We start from the raw sequence: 20,075 nt of genomic DNA, 5'->3' as shown, positions 1-20,075 counted from the left end.
CCCCGCACGACCACCGGCAGCACCGGCACCGCCGACTGCACCGGCCGCACCGGCTGCACCGGCGCGACGTCACCAGTGCGCGGGCCGGGCCAGGCCGGAGCCGACGCGGGTGGTGGAGTCGCCCTTGGCCGCGTTGAGCTGGGACTGCGTCAGGAACAGCGCACCGGTCAGGTCCGCCCCGCGCAGGTCGGCGTCCCGGAGGTCCGCGCCGATCAGGTCGGCGCTGCGCAGGTCCGCGCCGGACAGGTCGGCGGCGATCAGGTAGGCCCCGCGGAGGTTGGCCCCGCGCAGGTCCGCACCCTTCAGTCGGGCTCCGATCAGGTCCGCACCGCGGTGGTTGCGCTTCTTGCCGGGAAGTGCGTTGCGGGTCAACTCGCTGGCCCGTAGCAGGAGTTCGCTGGTCTCGGCCCGGATCGCGGGGACGTCGGCGGCAATCAGGGCGGCGGCGTCCCGCCGGGTCAGCTCGTCGATCGCGTCGCTCGCGCGGCGCAGTTCGGCGTGCACCGGTTCGGCCCGGGGCAGCTCCAGCGCTTCGGTCACGTACCAGAGCAGTTCGTGGAGCTGGCGCATCACGGGGAAGGCTTCGAACATCTGCCGGGCGGTGTCGGCGTCCTCGCGCCAGCTGCGCCCGTCGAAGGTGTGGTGGGAGATCTTCTGGCCGGCGCCGAAGCAGTCGAAGACGGTGCAGCCCTGGTAGCCGCGGTCGCGCAGCGAGGCGTGGATTCCGCAGCGGTAGTCGGCGCCGAGGTTGCGGCAGGGGGTGCCGGCGTTCTTGTTGGCGGCGAAGTCGGCGGACTTGGCGAAGGGCAGCGCGACGCAGCACAGCCCGAAGCAGGAGGAGCAGTCGGCGAGCAGGTCGAGGCGGCGGCCGGTCGGGGCGGGCGGCTGCTGGTCGGTCACGGTGCGGGGTCTCCTGCGGGGCGGGCGGTCGTTTCGGACACCATTCTCCCTCGCCGCGCACCCGCGCCCGCCCGGGGCCCGGTCCGGAGGTCGGTCCGGAGGTCGGTCCGGGGGCGGTCCGGGGGTCAGTCCACGTCGGGCGGGCTGTCGGCAGCTCGGGTCATCCGTCGCGGCCCGTCCGCGCGTCGCCGCCGCCGGGGCGGCCGGGGGCGGCACAGTGGGGGCTGGCGCGTCCGGGCGGGACGCGGCGACGGGCCGACCGAGGCGGCGGGAGGATCAACGTGGGCATCACCGGCGACTGGTACAGCGAACTGGGTTCGCACATGCGGTTGGTGGCGGGTCCGGACGGTTCGCTGACCGGGACGTACGTCTCGGCGACGGGCCGGGCGAGCGGCACGTACCCGCTGGTGGGACGGCTAGTCGCACCGGGGCAGACCGGGCACGGAACGGCGGTGGGCTGGACGGTGGCCTGGCACAACGAGCGCGGCGACGTCGGTTCGGTGACCTCGTGGAGCGGCCAGTACCAGGAGAACGGGGCGGAGTGGATCTCGGCGGCCTGGCTGCTGACCCGGTCCGCGGAGGCCCCCGACGCATGGGAGTCGACGGTGGTCGGGCACGACCTCTTCACCCGGCAGGAGCCTGATCCGGCCCGGCTGGAAGAGGTCCGGCGGCTGGCCCGCCCGCTGCCGCACCCGTCCCCCTGAGCGCCGACCGGCACGGTCCCCGCCGCCCGGCGGGCGGTCTGCTCACGATCCGGCAAAATCCGTGCAGCTGATCAGCAAACCGGCATGTCGGACCGCGGGAGCCGGTGGGACGACCGGGTACCGTACCGTCCCCGGATGCGGATCATCCGGGCGACCGGAAACCCGCGAGCGGGAAACCGAGCCATCGAACACCAACCGGACGGACCCCGGGTGACCGGCCCCGACCGGACAAGCCCAGGGCAGCCGGACCCCGGACACCCGGGCCCCGGCCGGCGCGGGCGGTGCAGCGGTTCGCCGTCCCGCTCGCGCCGAACCCTCCACCTCTCCGGCTCTCCGGCTCTCCGGCCCTCAGGGTCCGCCTGGCCCTCCGGGTCATTCGGATCATTCGGGTCCTTCGGATCCGGCAAATGGCTCAACACTGGATGCGAAGAACGGAGGAGCCACGGGTGCGGGCCGAATCGGCGGCGGGCGACGGCTCGACGGATCCCCTGCTCGCGGCTGCCGCCGCCCTGGCCGTCGCCCCGGGCGCGCTCGCCGGATCGCTGCTGGAGCAGTTGCCCGTCGGAGTGGCGGTGCTCGACGCCGAACTGCACTGGCACTTCCGCAATCCGGCCTTCCGTCAACTCACTGGCGAGTCAACGTCGGAGGCGCTGGAGCAGCCTGCGGAGGCTGCGACGCAGGCCCGGCACGTACTGGCGGACGGGCGGGCCCGGACGGGCACCTTCGGCGGCCGACCCGCCGAGTTTCATCGGCTTCGACTCGGGGGCGCCGCACCGGCGTTGCTGCTGGTACTGCCCGGCGGCGCGGACGTGCACCGGGCCGAACTGGAGCGCGCCCAGGGCCGGTTCGCCCTGCTGGACGCCGCCGTCGAACGGATCGGCAGCACCCTCGACCCGGACACCACCTGCGCCGAACTCGCCGCCTTCACCGCCCCCGACGCGGCCGACCTGGTCTTCGTGGACGTGCTGCCGCTCGACGCCCCGGACCAGCCCCGCCCCGACACCCCTCGCGGTACGGGCACCGCACCCGAGCGACTCCGGCGCGCCGCGACCGCCGGCCCGACGGACCTTCCCGCACGGCCCGGCGAGACGGTGCGCTACCGGCCCGGATCGGTGGCGGCCCGGGCGCTCGCCGAAGGACGGCCGATCGCCGCGAACCTGCTGTCCGACCAGGAGTTGGCGCGACTCGCACCGGACGAGAGCGCCCTCGCCGACTACCGCGAGGCCGGCGTGGACTGCCTGCTGGCTGCACCGCTGACGGCTCGGGGCCACCGGCTCGGAGTGCTCAACCTGGCGCGCGTGCGCGGGAGTTCGCTCGGCTTCACGCCGGACGACGTCGACCTGCTGGCGGCCGTCGCGGGCCGTGCCGCGCTCGCCCTCGACCACGCCCGGCGCTACGCCCGTTCGCAGAACACCGCGTTGGAGCTCCAGCGGGCGCTGCTGGCCGAGCCGGGCAGTCCGCATCCGAATCTCGAACTCGCCTCCCGCTACCTGCCGTCGGGCACCACGTCCGTGGTCGGCGGCGACTGGTTCGAGACGGTGCGGCTGCCGTTCGGGCGCACGCTGCTGGCGATGGGCGACGTGATGGGCCACGGCGTGGAGGCGGCCGTGGACATGAGCAACTACCGGTCCACGCTGCGCTATGTCGCGGTGATGGACCTGCCGCCGCACCGCATCCTGCGCCAACTCGACGCGCTGATCGCCGATCAGGCGAACGCCCGCCCCGCCACCTGCGTGCTGGCCCTGGCCGACCCGGCCCGTGCCCGCTGGACCTTCGCCAGTGCCGGACACCTGCCGCCGGCGCTGCTCACCGCCGAGGCGTCCGCGCTGGTGGACGTGCCGACCGGTCCGCCGCTGGGCACCGGCGTCGGCGGCTACGAGCAGACGACGGTCGAACTCCGCGCCGACCACGCCCTGTTGCTGTACACCGACGGCCTGGTGGAGCGCCGCGGCGAGGACATCGACGTCTCGCTCGCCCGGCTCTCCGACCTACGGCTCCCGGTCGACGGCCCGCTCGACGCGATGCTGGACGGTGCGCTGGCCGCGCTGGCCCCGCACGCAGCCGAGGACGACATCGCCCTGCTCGCGGCCCGGGTGCACCACCGCGACCGCTGACGGCGTCGTCGACCGGGAGCGCTCCGCAAGTCGGTTGTCTGCCAACCGTGGTGATCGCTGCGCTCGCCGAGTCCGTGGTGCCGACGAGCTTCGGGAGCCGGTCCGCCGGCCCCGCGGTTCACGGGCCGAGGCGGGTCCGCCAGCCGCCGGGCGGCTGACGGACCCGCCGAGTTCCGCGCCACCGCCGCCCGCCCCGTCCCGTCGCGGCAGCCGAGGACGGGACGGGCGGCGTCCGGTCACGGCACGGGGGTTCCGGTGGCGGTGATCTCCGCGGCGCTGGTCCACGGCCCTCGATTGCCGGCCTCGCTCAGCGCCCGCAGGCGCACGTAACGTCCGCTCTTCGCGGCGAAGTTGACGCGCTTCGCGGTGGCGGTGTCGGCGAACGTCCCGGTGGCGACGGGGCTCCCCCAGGTGGTGGTGCTGTCCGAGACGTAGATCTCGTAACCGCCGATCCGTCCGTTGACGCCGCCGTCCTGGCGGGGCAGGTAGCCGAGGCTGTCGACGCTGTAGCGGGCGCCCAGGTCGAGTTGGATCTCGTGCGGCAGCGGGGCGGCGGTTCCGGACCACTGGGTGTGCCAGATGGTGCCGCTGTTGCCGTCGATGGCGTTGGCGGCGGCGCCGTTCTCCGCCGCGGTCTCCTGACTGTCCGCCGAGACGACCTTCCAATTCGCCTGCGGGATGGGCCCGCTGGCGGTGACGGGCGTGCCCGCCGGCAGGGTGAGCCCGGTGGCGGTGACGGTGAAGGCGCCGGTGACGGCGTGGTTCCCGGCCTTGATCCAGAGGGTGCCGGAGCGGTCGGCGGCGTCGAAGTACCAGCCGGTGCTCGCCGCGTCGTACGTGGCCTTGCTGCTCAGCTTCGTCAGCGCGGTCGCCCCCACCGTGACGCCGCTCGGCGCGGCGGCCGCGTGGACGGTGAACTCGTAGTCCCGGGCTGCGAGTTGTCCCGCGTAGCTGCCGTTCGCGGCGGCCACGGCGAGCGTCACGTCGCCCGAACCGCCGTTCGGGGCGGTGACGTCGACCCGCTGCCGGGAGGACGCGCCGCTCTGGTAGGCGCGGGTGGTGCCGTCGTCCTCGTACAGGGTGAACGAGGAGTTCCCGCGCGGGTACACGTCGTAGGTGAGGGTGGAGACGGGCTTCTCGCCGGTGTAGTTCATCTGCGGCCACATCGGCACGGCCGCACCGGACTTGACGAACAGCGGCAGCGTGTCGAGCGGTGCGCTGTACCCGTTCAGCCAGCCCGGCCCGGTGTACGCCTTCCCGGTCCAGTAGTCGGTCCAGGTGCCCGCGGGCAGGTAGATGCCGTCCCGGACGGAGGAGTCACTGACCACCGGCGCGACCAGGAACGAGTCACCGGCCATGAACTGACCGCTCGTCAGATTGCCGCGTGCGACCGGGTCCTGCGGGTACTCCAGCACCATGGCGCGGGTGGCGGGTACGCCGGTGTCGGTGGCGACCCGGCTCATGGTGTACATGTACGGCATCAGCCGCATCTTCAACTGCAGGTACTTCCGGTTGATCGACAGGTACGGATCGGCGAACCGCCAGGGCTGCTTATCGTTGTAGCCCGCGGCCGGATTGCTCGCGCCCCAGCCGGACATGGTCATGAACGCCGGGGTGAAGGCCTTCCACTGGAGGTCGCGGACGTACGTCTTCGGGCTGCCGTCGTAGATGCCGTCGACGTCCCCGGAGGCGTAGTTGAGGCCGGACAGGCCCGCGCCCGCGATGGACGGGACGTGCCAGCGCATCGCGTCCCAGGTGCCGTGGGTGTCGCCGGTCCAGACGACGGCGTTCCGCTGGGTTCCGGCCCAGCCGTCGACGGTCCACACGAAGCGGCGGCCGTCGGAGTTGTTCTCGATGCCCGCCACGGCCTGGTTCACGCCCGTGAACGCGGTCTTGTAGCCGCCGCCGATCCACGCCACGTCCGTCTTCACGGCACGCGAACCGGCCGTCCCCACCTCCCAGTTGATGTTGCTGAGGCCGGTGGACGTCCACAGTCCGGTGTGGAAGCCACGGTCCTTCAGTCCGGCGGCCGCCGTGGGCAGGTCGGTGTAGCCGCACCCGTAGCCGTCGTTGGGCAGGAACCAGCCGGACGGCATGTCGGCGGCGCGGGCGTCGGTGGCGTAGCCGACCACGTCGGGGGTGGTCTGGTGGCGCAGCCGGTTGTGGTCACCGGTGTAGGCCGGGTTGGAGGCGTTGAAGCAGTCGGCGTTGCCGAGTTCGAGTCCCCAGATCGGGGCGAGGAACGGCTTGCCGGTGACGTCGGTGTAGGCGTTCAGTACGTCCTTGAGCGAGTTGCCGGCGAAGTACCAGGCATCGAACCGGCTCTCGTTGTGGGTGAGTTGGGTGGGGGCGCCGAAGTTGTAGCTGCCGGGGGCCCAGGTGTTGCGCATCACGCCGTAGCCGTTGGTGGACATGTAGAACGGGGCCGGGCTGGCGTTGCTGTTCTCGGTCCACTGGTTGGAGACGGCGACCGGCACGGTCTTGTCGCGGAGCGCCCATTCGCCGAGGTGCAGGCCGGTGCCGTAGAACTGCTCGTCCGCGGCGCGGCCGAGGTACTGGGTGGTCTGGCTGTTGGTCCAACTCGTGGGCTGGGACTCGGCCCAGAGCAGCGTGGCGTTGTCGGCGCGGTAGAGCGCGAAGGTCAGCGGGGCCTTGTTGATCCGCAGGGTGATCGCGGAGGTGTCGATCCGCCAGTAGCTTCCGGCGTCGGCGAGGGTGGCGCCGACGGAGCCGAACGTGGTGGTGACGGCCAGGTCGCTGCCCGCCGGGTCGTTGGTGAACGCGCCGTTCGGCGACAGCCAGATCCGGAAGATGTCGGCGCGGGCCAGCTGGATCCGGGCGGCGGCCCCGCCCGAGGTGGCGACGGTGAAGGTGTCGCCGGAACGGGTCACGCCGGTGGCGTTGCCGGCAGTGGTGGCGTGCGCGGCGGTGGCCGGGCCGACGACGGCGAACAGGCTTGCCAGCAACAGCAGGACGAGCGTGGTGGCGGTGTGCCGGCGGCCGGTGCTTCCCGGCCCGCGCGACGTAGGGGACGTGCTCGGCGTGGCCGGCGCGTGCGGTCGGCGGGGTGGCCGGTGCGGCCGTCCTCGCCTCGGCAATGGGATCCGCAGGCTGAAGCGCATCGGGTTCCTCCTGAACGGGGGGAGCGAGGGCGTGCGGGGACGAGGGCTTGCGAGGGGCGGGGCATGTGGGGAGCGGGCGTGCGGGGAGCGGGCGTGCTGGGCGCGAGGGCTTGCGTGCGAGAGCGGAGCGTCGCCGAGCGACCGGGACGGGCCGGGCCGGGTGGGGGTGATGGGCTGTGCCATGTCGCTTGCGGGGCCGTGCGGTGAACGGTGGGCCGATCCGGCGAGTTGAGCGGTACACATCGCAGCAGCAACCCGACATGCCGTCAAGTGTTCGTTCAAGCCTTGTTCTGCGCAGCTTTGCGCACAGTGCGCAGACCGTTTGCGCGAACCAGCCCCGAGCGCGGCCCACCGCGGGCGGTGGCAGCAAGCGGGTGTGCGGAAATGGCGGCAGACGTTCGCCTGCGCGAAAGATCCCTTTGTCCGGCCGCATGCCCGGCTTGGCCACAACGTTGGCATGCGAGTCGCCATCGTCACCGAGTCCTTCCCGCCCGAGGTCAACGGCGTGGCCCACAGCGTGCTGCGGGCCGCCGAACACCTCGTCCGGCGGGGTCACCAGCCGCTGGTGATCACGCCCGCGCCGGCGCGGGGCGCGCACTGCCCGCCGCAGTCCTTCGGCCCGGACCGGGAACCGCTGCCGGTGGTGCGCATTCCGTCCGTCCCGCTCCCCCGCTACCCGCAGGTGCGCATCGCGCTGCCCAGCCGTCGGCTGGCCGCCGCACTGACCGCCCACCAGCCGGACGTGGTGCACCTCGCCAGTCCGTTCATCCTCGGTGCCCGGGCCGCCCGGATCACCGAACGCCTCGACCTGCCCACGGTCGCCGTCTACCAGACCGACCTGGCCGGGTACGCGCAGGCGTACCGGATGGGCCGGGGACTGGGCTCGGCACTCGCCTGGGCGCGGATCCGCTCCGTGCACCGCTCCGCTGCCCGCAACCTCGCCCCGTCCACCCCCGCCGCGCAGGACCTGACCGCCCACGGCGTCCGCCAAGTCCGGATCTGGGCACGGGGCGTGGACTCGGCGCGTTTCCACCCCGACCACCGGGACGAAGCACTGCACCGCACCCTGGCCCCCGGCGGTGAAGTGCTGGTCGGCTACGTCGGCCGGCTCGCCCCCGAGAAGCGGGTCGACCTGCTCGCCGAGACCTCCCGACTGCCCGGCGTACGAGTCGTGGTGATCGGCGACGGACCCAGCAGCCCCGCCCTCAAGGCCGCGATGCCCGGCGCGGTCTTCCTCGGCCGCCGGACGGGCGCCGAACTCGCCCGCTGCTTCGCCTCCTTGGACGTCTTCGTGCACACCGGCCCGCTGGAGACCTTCTGCCAGACCATCCAGGAAGCGATGGCCAGCGGCGTCCCCGTGGTCGCCCCCTCCGTCGGCGGACCGCTCGACCTGGTCGGCCACCACCGCACCGGCCTGCTGGTCGCCCCCGCGACGCCGGAGCCGTCGCCCGCGCCGTCGCCACCCTCGCCGCCGACCCCGAACTCCGCACCCGCTACGGCGCGGCCGGCCGCGCCGACGTCACCGACCGCACCTGGGAGGCGGTCGGCGACCAGCTGATCCAGCACTACGCGGACGTCCTCGCCGAACACCGCGCCCGCCTCGCCGCAAGTACTCCGACGGGGAACGGGAAAGCGCTTTCCCTCGCGCCTGACCCAGCCGATCAGGCCGTCGGGAAACCGCTTTCCCGCACCCTTGACGCAGTCGATCACGCCATCGGGAAGCCGCTTTCCCGCAGCTCCGAGCCGGCCGCCCCGACCAACCGGAAACCGCTTTCCGTCACCCCGGCCCTCCCCGTACTTCCCGATACCCCCGACCGCGCCGATCGCACCGACCGGACCGACCGCGCCGACCGGAAAGCGCTTTCCCGGACTCTGTCCCCCCTCGAAGCGCCCCCCACCCTCCCGCCGGTTCCGACGCCCCGTCAGCCCCTGTCCGTCACCCCGACCCCGACTCCGACCCCGCTGCTCGTCCCCGGTCCCGCCCCCGCCATACCGCCCGCACCACCTGCGCCTCTCGCACCGCCGGCCGCCGCCGAGACGCCCTCCGACCCCGACCTCCTCGTGGCGGGTGTGCTGCCCGCCGGGGAGTTGGTCGAGGAGCAGCCGGCATGAGCGAGGCACTGCGTATCGTGCGGGTGGCGAACTTCGTCACCCCGGTGTCCGGCGGCTTGCGGACCGCGCTCCGGCACCTCGGCGCCGGCTATCTGGCGGCGGGGCATCAGCCCGTGCTGGTGGTCCCGGGGGCGCGCCGCACCGACGAACGGACCGAGCAGGGGCGGGTGATCACCCTGCCCGGTCCCCGGGTGCCGGGCAGCGGCGGCTACCGGGTCCTCCGGGACCGGCGCGAACTCGGTTCGGTCCTGGCCGACTTGGCCCCGGACCGGCTGGAGGTCTCGGACCGCACCACTCTCCGTTGGACCGGTGACTGGGCCAGGGCGCACGGGGTGCGGTCGATGATGGTCTCGCACGAGAGCGCCACGGGCGTGCTCGGCACCTGGGGCCTGCCACCCCGCGCGGCTCGCCGACTCGCCGACTCGCTCAACTCCCGTACGGCGCGGGCGTACGACACGGTGCTGTGCACCACTGCCTGGGCGGCGGCGGAGTTCGAGCGGCTCGGCGTCGGCAACCTCGCCCAGGCCCCGCTGGGCGTCGATCTGACGACCATGCATCCCGGCCGCCGGAGCCCGGAGTTGCGGGAGCGGTTGGCGGAGCCGCACCAGGTGTTGCTGGTGATGTGCTCGCGGCTCTCGGGCGAGAAGCGTCCGGAACGGGCGCTCCAGGCGCTGGCGGAGTTGCGGCGGCGGCACCGCATCCCGGCGGTGCTGGCCGTCGCCGGGACGGGTCCGCTGCGCCGTCGGCTGGAACGGCTGGCGGCCGAGTTGCGCGTTCCGGTCACCTTCCTCGGCCATCTTGCCGAACGCACTGACGTAGCAGCCTTGTTGGCCACGGCGGACGCAGTGATCGCGCCGGGCCCGGTCGAGACCTTCGGCCTGGCCGCACTGGAGACGCTGGCCTGCGGCACTCCCGTCGCCGTGAGCCGTTCCTCCGCACTGCCCCAGGTGGTCGGCGGCGCGGGCGTCGCGGCCCCCGACACCGGTGCTGGATTCGCCGACGCCGTCCGGGAGTTGCTGGACCGTCCGGAAGCGGAGCGCCGGGCCGTCGCCCGCTCCCGCGCCGAGGAGTTCAGCTGGGAAGCCGCCACGGCCGCCTTCCTCGCCGCCCACCACGCACCACAGGTGTCCGCCGGTGCCCCCGCCACCAACGGCCCGACAAACCATCACCGCACCACCTGACCGCTACTGCCCGCCAACTTCCCCTTTCTCGCCACCCCCCACGCACCCCGGTGTCCGCCGCTACCCCCGCCGCCACCGGGCCCCACCATCGATACCCCCACCGCCGACGGCCCGACCGGCCGTCACCGCACCGCCTGACCGCTACTGGTTCCCTCGGCTCCCCTTCCGCCCCACTCCTCCACTCCCCCACGCCCACATCCCTTCTCCCCAACTCCCCAACTCCACCGGAGGGACGTGATGACGGTTCGGTTCGCGGCGCTCGGCGACTCCCTCACCGAGGGCGTCGGCGACCCGGTCCCCGGCGGTTGGCGAGGCTGGGCGGCGCTGCTCGCGCCCAGCCTGTCGCCAGGCCCCGTGGACTTCCGCAACCTCGCCCGCAGCGGCGCGCTCAGCCGCGACCTGCTGGTCTCCCAACTGCCCACCGCCCTTGCCCTGCGCCCGCAGTACGCGGCCGTGGTCGTCGGCGGCAACGACACCCTGCGCGCGCCCTTCGACCTGGAACGCACCTCGCGTCAAGTCGCGGCGGTGCTCTCCTCGTTGACGGCGGTGGGCACCGTCCCGCTGACGGCCTGCCTGCCCGACCCCGGCCGGCTGCTGCGGCTGCCGGCGCCGCTCGCCCGTCCGTTGGCGCGCCGGATGCGCGGCATCAACGCGGTGGTCCACGCCCTGTCCGAGCACCACCACGCCGTGCACCTGCACCTGGCCGACCTGCCGTGGACGGAGCAGCGCACCCTGCTGAGCGTGGACCGGCTCCACCCCAGCGCTGTGGGGCACCAGTTGATCGCGCGCGGCTTCCACACGCTGCTCGCCGAGGCCGGCCATCCGGTCGGCCCGCCGCCCGTCGAACTGTCCGTCCGAGCACCCGGCCCCGGCGCGAACCTGTGGTGGATGGCCACCCAGGGCACCCGCTGGGTGGCGGCACGCTCCACGGACCTGCTGCCCGGCCTGGTGGCTCTCGCCGCGATCGAGGCCCGCCATCTCCTCCGCGGCTCGGCCCGCCGCCTCGACCAGGCCGAGGCCCGCGCCACCTCCGCCATCATCTCCCGCCTCACCGCCCCGACTTCGACTCCGCCCCTCCCCCTCCCCCACCCGCGGACCACTTCACCGCTGACCGCTCCTCCGCAGACCGCTCCTCCGGAGGCCGCTCCACCGAAGGCCGACACCCGCCCCGCAGGCTAGGAGCTGGCCCGTACCGCCGCTGGCCAGGACCCGCCACCGCTGCCGGGTCGACGATCGGGCGCGCTCACAAGCACAGGGCCGGACAGGCCGCCGCCCCGGCGATGAGGCGCACTCCTCGCCAACCGCCCGGCCCCACCCACCACAAGGGCGGCCGCCCGCCTCGGCCGCGACGCCGCCGAAAGCAGCACAGCAACGCCCAACGCTGTGTCAACGACCGGTACCGGCCCGCAAGGTGCTCCACACGAGGCGTCGTGGGCCGCGCCTCCACCCGCGCGCCGTCCGGCCGTCACGGTATGCTCCACGCTCTCAATTCGGTGCTTTCGGGGGCGAGATGGCAGGTGGCGGGAGGGACGCCGGGAGGGTGCGACGGGTCGACTTCGGGGTGACGGCGTTGTTCGGGGCGGTGTATGCCGCTGGGCTGTTTCTCGTCGTGTCGGGGTTCGCGGACGAGCCGGGCGGGTGCGGGGGTCGCTTCCGTGCGGCGTGCGCGGGCGAGACGTACTGGCGTCTGGGCCTGGGCTTCGGGCTCCACGTGGTGGTGGCGCCCGTGCTGCACAAGCTCGTGCCGAGCGTGCCGTTCGAGCAGGGAGTCGGGCGGGCTGCGGCCGTCGCGGCGCTGGTGCTGGGCGCGGCGGTGGGCCTCGTCCTGGTCTGGGGGCTTCTCCGCGTGGCGTTCTGATCCCCTGCCGACGCCCGGCGGTCAGTGTGGCTGCTGACGTTCGCAGCCGGTGTCGAAGTAGGCATCGAGGTACGCGTCCGGCTCCAGCCGGCTGTCGCGCAGCAGTGAGAACACCTCGGTGCCCGCGCCCGGGGTCCCGTGCGAGGCCAGTCGGTAGGACTGGGCGAACCCGAGGTACTCGACGCCGTTCTCGGCCGCGTACGTCTCGGCCTCCGCCTCGGCCAGCGCGATCGCGTCCTCGGCCGACGGTGCCTGCCAGAGCGTGACCCGCTCCTCGTAGCTCCGCCCCGCGCCGGCCGTCCACCGGAACACGCAGCGGACGCCGTACCAGTTCATGCCCATCGAACGCCGTACCAGTTCATGCCCTGCCCCTCGCATCGTGTACCCAGGAACAATCTCCGACCGTCAGCCGGTCTTCGGCAGTCGGATGACGGCCGAGCCGCGTGTCAGGTCGATGCGGCTGCGGTTCGGCGGGGCGCCGTCCTCGTCCTCGTCGCGCAGCATGAGCGCCGACTGCCGTTCCTTGAGTTCGTTCTGCTTGCCGGCCGAGAACTGGGCGTGCAGTTGTTCGAAGCCGGTCGCGGAGATCTGTCCCTGCCGATTGCCCGGTCGCCAGGGCAGCAGGCCGGCCCGCCCGGCGCGCAGCAGCACCTGGTCGACGACGGCGAGGGCGGTGAGAAGCAGCACCAGGCCTGGCAGCGTCAGGAAGACGATGAACCCCATGGGGCCAGTATCGCTGCCCGGCGGGGCCGTCGGACAGGGACTTGGGTCACCGGTGTTCGGGTCGGCGGTCCAGCGGCTCCAGGCAGCCGATCTCGTAGATCTCGGCCACGACGACGGCCGTGATGTCGCCTGCGCTGTCCCGTCCGACCCAGACGGGGTAGACGCCGTCGCCGCCGAGGGCGAAGGCGACCAGGTCGGCGCCGGTCGCGTCGTCGGTCAGTCGGCTGTAGCCGCCGTCGAAGGTCCGTACGCCGGTCTGTACGCCGGTCTCTGCGCCGGTCTCTGGGCCGGTGGTGAGGGCGTGGCGGAGGCGTTGGCCGAGTCCGGTCCGTGCTGCGGCTTCGACGAAGCAGCCCGTGGCGGAGTCGACGTCGAAGCCGTAGCAGTGGCCGTCGCGCAGGAGTCGCGCGTCCTCGCCCGCGGGGACGGCCATCGTCCAGGTGGTGGTGGGCCGTTCGCTCACCAGCAGGCGGACGGCGAACCGGGTGCGGGCGGTGAACTGTCGGCCGAACATCTCGTCGTGGTACTCGGCTCCGGTCTCCTGCACCGGGTAGACGCCGGGCGGGAGTTGGAGCCCCATCGGGTCGCCGTCCGTGTCGTGCGGCAGGTAGCTGGGGTCGCAGATCGCCAATATGCCGTCCGGCAGGGAGATTTCGGTGACCGTCCGGATCGGGTCGACGGTGAGCGGGCCGGGCCGGTGCGGGTGCGTGAATCGGAGGCCGGGAGTGAACAGCTCGTCGATCGGGGGTGGGTCGAGCGGCCTCGGCGGGCACCAGCCGAACGGTTCGGCGGCGGCGAGCGAGGGCGGCGTCTCGGGCGAGTGTTCCTCCTCCACCACAGCGAGCCCGTCCTGGAACCCGAACTGCGGTGCCGTCAACAGCGGCTCCCAGCAGTCGAATTCAGGAGCGGGAAGCCATCGCAGCGCACCCGGCAGCTCGGCCGCGGTGTGCGTCGAGCCGCCGTGCGTGCCGCGTGGGTGGACGGCCTGGCCGCCGCGCCCGTCCGGGTACAGGTCGACGGTCCGCCGCCACGCCTCGTCCGAGCGGTCGGGCAGGGTCTCCTGCTCGTACCGCCACTCGATCAGTTGGCGCAGGAACAGCCGTCCCGATTCCAGGGCACGCAGGTCGGCCTCCAGCACGCGGCGGCCTGCGGCGTCGAGTCGCTGGAACTCCAAGTAGCCTTCCGCGCGGGCGACATGGAGGATCGCGGTCGGCACCGACCGGCCCGCCGGCAGGAACACCACGGAGTAGGGCTCGCCCGCCGCGTCCCGCCGTGCGGCGTCCGCCTTGGAGAGCGGGCGGACGGTCGTGCGGGTCGCGCCGTCCCATCCGTCGCCGTAGACCGCCGCGACGGCCGTCCTGCCCTGCGGTGCCTCGCTCACCACGTCCCCCTCGTTCCGCTCATCGGATCAGCTGCCCGTCGCCCCACCCTAGGGACCGGTTCCGACACGACCCGCCGACACGACCCGCCGACCAGCCCGCTCCGCAGCCGCGCCGTAGCCACTCCGCAGCCGCGCCGCAGCCGCGCCGCACCGGCTGACCCGCGGGTCGGCGTCGTAGCATCACTTCGGAGCGTGTTCGGACCCCGCTGGGAGGCAGTGAGCATGGACGTCGGTTTCGTCGGTCTGGGCGCGATGGGCCGGGCGATGGCTCGTCGGCTGCTGGACGCCGGGCATTCGCTGCGGGTGTGGAACCGGTCGCCGGAGCCGGTGGCCGCACTGGTCGCGGAGGGCGCGTCGCCGGCCGAGACGCTCGCGGCGGCGTTCGACGCGGAGGTGACGATCTCCATGCTGGCGGACGACCGGGTGGTCGAACGCCTGCTGCTGGACGAGGAGTTGCTGTCCGGGGCCCGGGCCGCCGTGCACGTCAACATGGCCACCGTCTCGCCCGGGCTGGCCCGGCGCGCCGCCGAGCTGCACGCCCAACACGGCCTCGGCTACATCGCGGCGCCGGTGCTGGGCCGGGCGGACGTCGCGGCGGCGGGCAACCTGAACATCCTGGCGTCCGGTCCGACCGCCGAACTGGACTGGGTGGCACCGCTGTTCGACGCGATGGGCCGGCACACCTGGCACCTCGGCGAGGATCCGGCGGCGGCGAACGTGGCGAAGGTCAGCGCCAACTTCCTTCTGGTGTCGGCGATCGAGGCGTTCTCGGAGGCCGCCGTGCTGGCCGAGGCGAACGGTCTCGCCCCGGCGGCCCTGCTCGACGTGCTCACCAACTCCCTCTTCCCCGGGCCCGTTTACGCGGGCTACGGCGCGATGATCACCGAGCAGTCCTTCGAGCCGGCCGGGTTCCGGCTCGCCCTCGGCCTGAAGGACGTCAGCCTCGCCCTGGACACCGCGGCGGCCACCAACGTGCCGCTCCCGCTCGCCTCGCTGCTGCGGGACTCGCTCCTCCAGGCCATCGCGCACGGCCACGGCGAGCAGGACCTCGCCGCGATCTCCACCACCTCCCGTACTCGCGCCGCACTCTGACGCTCCGTCAGGCAAGGCCGTCCGGTAGCACCGTCGGCGGGCGGCGCTACCGTCGGGCGCTGTGACTCTTCAGACTCCTCCGGACGACCGTGCAGGACATCGCCCGGCCGGACACACCGACACCGTGGCGGCGGTCGCGACGGTGACGCTCGACGGACGCTCCGTCGCCGTCACCGCGAGCTCCGACCGGACCGTCCGCCGCTGGGACCTCGCCACCGGCAGGCAGCTCGGCCCGTCGTTGACCGGCCACGGCGCCGAGGTGCACCGGGTGGCGACCGGAACGCTGGACGGCCGCCCGGTCGCCGTCACCGGCGCGTACGACGAGACGATCCGCCTGTGGGACGTGGCCTCGGGCGCACCGATCGGCGAACCGCTGAGCGACCCGGACGGGCGGACCGTCCCCCGGGCCGTCACGGCGCTCGACGGACGCCTGCTCGCCGTCACCAGCGGCGGACACGGCAGCGGCCGGCCCCTGCAGGTGTGGGACGTGGCCGCGCGCGAGCGGATCGGCAGCTTCCCGGCCGGCCGCCGCCGCAGCCACGCCGACCGGATCGTGGCGGTGGCATTGACAGTGCTGGACGGCCGTCCGGTCGCGGTCACCAGCGGCGACGACCAGACGGTGCGGGTGTGGGACGCCGCGACGGGACGCGAGATCGGCGACCCGCCCACCAGGCACTTCCCGGTGCGCTCGCTGGCCACGGCGACGGTGGACGACCACCCGCTCGCCCTGCTCGGCGGCGACGCCCGGACCGCGCGACTCGTGGACCTCGGCACCGGCCAGGCCCTCGGCGAGCCGCTGCGCGGCCACGCCGACACGGTCAACGCGGTCGCCCTGGGCACGGTGAACGGCCGCGCGGTCGCCGTCACCGGGAGCTGGGACGCCACGGTGCGGGCGTGGGACGCGCTGACGGGCGATCAGCTCGGCGCGGAGATGGCGTTTCCCGCCCCCGTGCACGCGGTCGCGCTCGCGCCGGACGGGCTGGTGGCCGTCGGCTTCGGCAGCGAGCTGGGTGCCTTCCGGCTGTGACGGCAAGGAGCTCGGCGCGCCTTCGCCGGGCGCCCCCGAGGACCGCCCCCGCCAGCTACTCGACCCCGCTTTTCGTCGTATTGACGAAAAGCGGGGACTGCCCTTATCGTCATGGGGACGAAAAGAGAGGGGCTGCGACTCCCATGGCCGACATCACCCGCCGCTTCGGCTTCCGCCACCTGCGTTCCGCCCCGACCAGCCACATCCGCCACCTGCGCGGCGGCCAACTCGCCCACGAGGGCACCGGCCTGGCCTTCTGGTTCCGGCCGCTCACTGCCGCGATCTCCGAAGTCCCGGCGGACGACCGCGAGTTGGCGATGCTGTTCCACGCCCGGACGGCCGACTTCCAGGACCTCGCGGTGCAGGCCACCGTCACCTACCGGATCAGCGACCCGACGATCGCCGCCACCCGGCTGGACTTCGGCATCGACCCCGACACCGGCGCCTGGCGGGCCGAGCCGCTCGCCCAGCTCGCCACCCTGCTCACCGAGACCGCGCAGCAGCACGCGCTCCAGCTGATCGCCCGAACTCCGCTGGCCGACACGCTGGTTGACGGAGTGACGGCGGTCCGCGAACGGATCGCCGAGGGCCTGGCCGCCGAACCGCGACTGGGCGAGATCGGGCTGACGGTGCTCGCGGTGCGCGTCACCGCCGTCCGGCCCGAGGCCGAACTGGAGCGGGCACTGCGCACCCCGGCCCGGGAACTGGTCCAGCAGGAGGCGGACCGGGCGACCTACGAGCGCCGCGCGGTCGCGGTCGAGCGGGAACGCGCCATCGCCGAGAACGAACTCGCCAGCCAGATCGAACTGGCCCGCCGCGAAGAGGAGTTGGTGGCTCAGCAGGGTGCGAACGCACGCCGCGAGGCGGAGCAGAAGGCGGCCGCGGACGCGGTGCGCACCGACGCCGAAGCGGTCCGCCGCACCCGGCTCGCCACCGCGGAGGCCGAGGCGGCCGGCACCCTGGCCGTGCAACAGGCGGAAGCGGCACGGGCGTTGGGCGAGGCCAAGGCGGCGGCCGAAGCGGCGTGGCTGACGGCGCACCAGCAGGTCGGGCCGGAGATCCTCCAGGCGCTGGCGCTGATCCGGCTTGCCGAGCACCTGCCGCGGATCGACAGCATCACCCTCACCCCCGACGTGCTGACCGGGCTGCTCACCCGGCTCTCCGGCCCGGTCGGCCGGGCGGCCTCCGGCGCGGCGCCCGAGGGCGGCGAAGGGTCGGCCCGGTGACCCTCGCCCCGCGCGTCGTGCTGGTCCACCGGCGCACCGAGTACGAGGAGTTGATCGCCCATCACGGGACTCGCGGCCAGGCAGAGTTCTTCCTCGCCGGCCGGGGCCGTTCCCTCGCCGAGGCGGAGCAGCGGCACCACCGGGCCCGGACCGCGCTGGCGGAGGTGTCGGCGGCGGTACCGCTGGACTGGCGGCAGACCCGCGTGGAGCGGGCCGACCTGGACCGGTTCCTGTTCGGGCCGGAGGACCTGGTGGTGGTGGTCGGCCAGGACGGCCTGGTCGCCAACACCGCGAAGTACCTGGCCGGGCAGCCGGTGATCGGCATCGACGCGGAGCCGGGCCGCAACCCGGGCGTGCTGGTGCGGCACCGCTCCGAACAGGCCAAGCCGTTGCTGCGGGCGGCCGTTCTGCCGGGCGTGGAGCGGCGGTTGGAGCTGCGCACCATGGTCGAGGCAGTGGCGGACGACACCCAGCGGCTGCTGGCCCTGAACGAGATCTACCTCGGGCAGCCCGGTCACCAGACCGCCCGCTACCGGCTGGCGGCGCCCGGCGGCGGAGCGGAGTCGCAAGCGTCCTCGGGGGTGCTGGTCGGCACCGGGACGGGCGCGACCGGGTGGTGCCGCTCGGCCTGGCTGGAGCGCTCCAGCCGGCTGCCGCTGCCCGCGCCGACCGTGCCGCACCTGTCCTGGTTCGTCCGCGAGGCGTGGCCGTCGCCGGTCACCGGCACCTCCCGGGTGGAGGGGCTGCTGACCGCCGAGGAGCGACTGACACTGACCGTCGAGTCCGAGCGCCTGGTGGCCTTCGGCGACGGCATCGAGTCCGACGCACTGCACCTCACCTGGGGCCAGACCGTCCAGGTCGGCCCGGCGGCGCAGCGCCTCCACCTGCTGGTCTGACGGCTCCCGTCCGACCCCGCCGTCCGACCCCGCCGTCCGACCTCGCCGTCCGGGAGCGACCGCTGCTGCGGCGCTGCCTACGATGGAACGAACGACGGGAAGGAGGCCGGCCATGGCTCGACGATTCGCTCTCACCTTCCCCGGGGAGCCCGGCGGCCACGCCGCCCAGGACGTGGTGGTGGTCGAGGCGACCGGCACCCGCGGCCCCGGCGGGCATCCCGTGTACGCGGACCCGTCCGGCATCGTGCAGGCCGAGATCAGCGATGCCGGCGAAGTCCGGATGCTGGCCAGCGGCGGCCACCAGAACCTGCGAACGCCCGTTCACGCCGAGCCGCTCCCCTGATCCACGCCCTCGCACGCTCTCGCCGATCACCCGGCGCGGGCGCCCACGGGGATCGGGAAAGCGCTTACCGAGCACGGCCGGTAAGCGCTTTCCCGTTCCCTCCCGACGCCGCCGCCGTCGGTGACGCTCGCGGACCCAGCGGGCCAACCGACGGGTAAGCGCTTTCCCACCCACTGCCGGACAACGCTTGGACCCAGCGGGAAAGCGCTTACCCGCTTCCGCGCACACACCTCAGCGACGCCCACCGACCCGACCGGAAAGCGCTTTCCCGCTCCCCGCCGAACGCCGCCACCGGCACCGGCACCGGCACCGGCACCGGCACCGGCCGGAAGCGTCTCACCAGCGCGAGTGCACCTGGGCCCGGAAGCGCCGGTCGTACAGGTCGCGGATGGCCTGCAGGGTCTGCGGCGGCAGGGCGGGGAACGCGGTGGCCTCCGCGTTCGCCCGGGCCTGCTCGGGATTGCGGGCTCCGGGGATGACGGTGGTCACGCCGGGCTGCTGGATGATCCACCGCAGCGCGGTCTGCGCGGAGGTGGCACCGGGCGGGGCGAACCGGGCGAACTCCTGAGCGGCCTCGACACCGGTCGCGAAGTCGACGCCGGAGAAGGTCTCGCCCTGGTCGAACGCGGAGCCGTCCCGGTTGTAGGTGCGGTGGTCGTCCGTACCGAACAGGGTGTCCTTGGTGTACTTGCCGGACAGCAGGCCGGACGCCAGCGGCACCCGGGCGATGATGCCGACGCCGGCCTTCTCGGCGGCGGGCAGCACCTCGTCCAGCGGCTTCAGCCGGAACGGGTTCAGGATGATCTGCACGCTGGCGACGCCGGGCCGGGCGATCGCGGTCAGCGCCTCCGCACAGGTCTCCACGCTGACGCCGTACGCGGCGGTGCGGCCCTCCTCGACCAGGGTGTCGAGCGCGTCGAACACCTCGTCGCTGGAGTACACCGCGGTGGGCGGGCAGTGCAGCTGCACCAGGTCGAGCCGGTCCACGCCCAGGTTGCGGCGCGAACGGTCGGTCCACTCGCGGAAGTTGGCGAGGGTGTAGTTGTCCGGCAGCTGCGGCAGTCGGCGGCCGAGCTTGGTGGCGACCATCAGTCCTTCGCCCTGGCGGGCCTTCAGGAAACGGCCGATCAACTGCTCGCTGCGGCCGTCCCCGTAGACGTCGGCGGTGTCGAAAAACGTCACCCCGGCGTCGGCGGCGGCGTCCAGCACCGCCAGCGCGTCGTCCTCCAGCACCACGCCCCAGTCGGCGCCGAGCTGCCACGTCCCGAGACCCACCACCGACACCGGACGGCCCGTCCGGCCGAGTACACGCTGTTCCATGCGCCGAGCCTGCCACACCGGCCCGCGCCGCCCAACCCCCGACACTCCCGGACCGGACCGACCGCAGCGACCACGC

16 protein-coding genes and 1 pseudogene are annotated in these 20,075 nt (G+C 73.7%); 11 read left to right on the top strand and 6 right to left on the bottom strand.

The features are described from left to right. Positions 1-69: 69 nt before the first annotated feature. On the bottom strand, positions 70-900 hold the full coding sequence (locus KCH_RS32555; protein ID WP_035869103.1) for a pentapeptide repeat-containing protein: 831 nt from the start codon (positions 898-900) through the stop codon (positions 70-72). 281 nt (positions 901-1,181) lie between these two features. Between KCH_RS32555 and KCH_RS38180 the strand changes: the two genes are divergently transcribed. Both KCH_RS38180 and KCH_RS32545 read left to right on the top strand, forming a co-directional pair. Then, the gene (locus tag KCH_RS38180) at positions 1,182-1,604 is read left to right on the top strand and encodes an avidin/streptavidin family protein (RefSeq protein WP_051653699.1); all 423 of its coding nucleotides are present in this window, start codon (positions 1,182-1,184) and stop codon (positions 1,602-1,604) included. A gap of 446 nt (positions 1,605-2,050) precedes the next feature. Next, complete coding sequence (locus tag KCH_RS32545; RefSeq protein WP_051653698.1) at positions 2,051-3,718, top strand: SpoIIE family protein phosphatase; 1,668 nt, start codon at positions 2,051-2,053, stop codon at positions 3,716-3,718. Between the two features lie 236 nt (positions 3,719-3,954). Here KCH_RS32545 and KCH_RS32540 read toward each other — a convergent pair whose 3' ends face one another. After that, a complete protein-coding gene (locus KCH_RS32540; RefSeq protein WP_244305530.1) occupies positions 3,955-6,684 on the bottom strand; it encodes a TIM-barrel domain-containing protein in 2,730 nt (909 codons plus the stop codon). A gap of 613 nt (positions 6,685-7,297) precedes the next feature. Here KCH_RS32540 and KCH_RS32535 point away from each other — a divergent pair. From KCH_RS32535 to KCH_RS32520, 4 genes and pseudogenes are all read left to right on the top strand, one after another. Next, a pseudogene (locus KCH_RS32535) lies at positions 7,298-8,448 on the top strand (glycosyltransferase family 4 protein); the annotation flags it as partial. Positions 8,449-8,948: 500 nt separating this feature from the next. Beyond that, positions 8,949-10,133: a glycosyltransferase gene (locus tag KCH_RS32530; RefSeq protein ID WP_035869100.1), complete on the top strand. Its 1,185-nt coding sequence runs from the start codon at positions 8,949-8,951 to the stop codon at positions 10,131-10,133. A 237-nt stretch (positions 10,134-10,370) separates the two neighbouring features. Continuing rightward, positions 10,371-11,312: an SGNH/GDSL hydrolase family protein gene (locus tag KCH_RS32525; RefSeq protein WP_051653697.1), complete on the top strand. Its 942-nt coding sequence runs from the start codon at positions 10,371-10,373 to the stop codon at positions 11,310-11,312. A 361-nt stretch (positions 11,313-11,673) separates the two neighbouring features. Beyond that, positions 11,674-11,991: a hypothetical protein gene (locus KCH_RS32520; RefSeq protein ID WP_035869085.1), complete on the top strand. Its 318-nt coding sequence runs from the start codon at positions 11,674-11,676 to the stop codon at positions 11,989-11,991. Positions 11,992-12,012: 21 nt separating this feature from the next. Here KCH_RS32520 and KCH_RS32515 read toward each other — a convergent pair whose 3' ends face one another. The 3 genes from KCH_RS32515 to KCH_RS32505 form a co-directional block, all read right to left on the bottom strand. Further along, positions 12,013-12,327, bottom strand: a complete 315-nt coding sequence (locus tag KCH_RS32515) for a hypothetical protein (RefSeq protein ID WP_035874792.1) — start codon at positions 12,325-12,327, stop codon at positions 12,013-12,015. Between the two features lie 69 nt (positions 12,328-12,396). Beyond that, positions 12,397-12,714 carry a DUF6191 domain-containing protein gene (locus tag KCH_RS32510; RefSeq protein ID WP_035869082.1) on the bottom strand — a complete coding sequence of 106 codons (318 nt, stop codon included), beginning with the start codon at positions 12,712-12,714 and terminating at the stop codon, positions 12,397-12,399. Positions 12,715-12,760: 46 nt separating this feature from the next. Beyond that, on the bottom strand, positions 12,761-14,095 hold the full coding sequence (locus KCH_RS32505) for a DUF4241 domain-containing protein (protein ID WP_167574158.1): 1,335 nt from the start codon (positions 14,093-14,095) through the stop codon (positions 12,761-12,763). Between the two features lie 222 nt (positions 14,096-14,317). Here KCH_RS32505 and KCH_RS32500 point away from each other — a divergent pair, with 222 nt between their 5' ends. From KCH_RS32500 to KCH_RS32480, 5 genes are all read left to right on the top strand, one after another. Next, positions 14,318-15,187 (top strand): NAD(P)-dependent oxidoreductase, encoded by an 870-nt coding sequence (locus tag KCH_RS32500; RefSeq protein ID WP_035869077.1) that lies wholly within the window; start codon positions 14,318-14,320, stop codon positions 15,185-15,187. A 61-nt stretch (positions 15,188-15,248) separates the two neighbouring features. Beyond that, a complete protein-coding gene (locus tag KCH_RS41870) occupies positions 15,249-16,214 on the top strand; it encodes a WD40 repeat domain-containing protein (protein WP_157032287.1) in 966 nt (321 codons plus the stop codon). A gap of 143 nt (positions 16,215-16,357) precedes the next feature. Further along, the gene (locus KCH_RS32490; protein WP_035869074.1) at positions 16,358-17,440 is read left to right on the top strand and encodes an SPFH domain-containing protein; all 1,083 of its coding nucleotides are present in this window, start codon (positions 16,358-16,360) and stop codon (positions 17,438-17,440) included. Continuing rightward, a complete protein-coding gene (locus tag KCH_RS32485) occupies positions 17,437-18,336 on the top strand; it encodes an NAD(+)/NADH kinase (protein WP_035869071.1) in 900 nt (299 codons plus the stop codon). The genes KCH_RS32490 and KCH_RS32485 overlap by 4 nt, the downstream gene beginning before the upstream one ends. 112 nt (positions 18,337-18,448) lie before the next feature. Further along, entirely contained in the window at positions 18,449-18,679 is a 231-nt protein-coding gene (locus KCH_RS32480; RefSeq protein WP_035869067.1) for a DUF6296 family protein, read from the top strand. A gap of 336 nt (positions 18,680-19,015) precedes the next feature. Here the strand turns inward: KCH_RS32480 and KCH_RS32475 are convergent, their stop codons facing one another. Further along, positions 19,016-19,999 carry an aldo/keto reductase gene (locus KCH_RS32475; protein ID WP_035869064.1) on the bottom strand — a complete coding sequence of 328 codons (984 nt, stop codon included), beginning with the start codon at positions 19,997-19,999 and terminating at the stop codon, positions 19,016-19,018. Positions 20,000-20,075: the final 76 nt, after the last annotated feature.

It is taken from the genome of Kitasatospora cheerisanensis KCTC 2395 (assembly GCF_000696185.1).
Classification (GTDB): Bacteria; Actinomycetota; Actinomycetes; order Streptomycetales; family Streptomycetaceae; genus Kitasatospora; species Kitasatospora cheerisanensis.
Note: the sequence above shows the minus strand (reverse complement) of the source record. Positions and strands in the feature narration are given on the sequence as shown.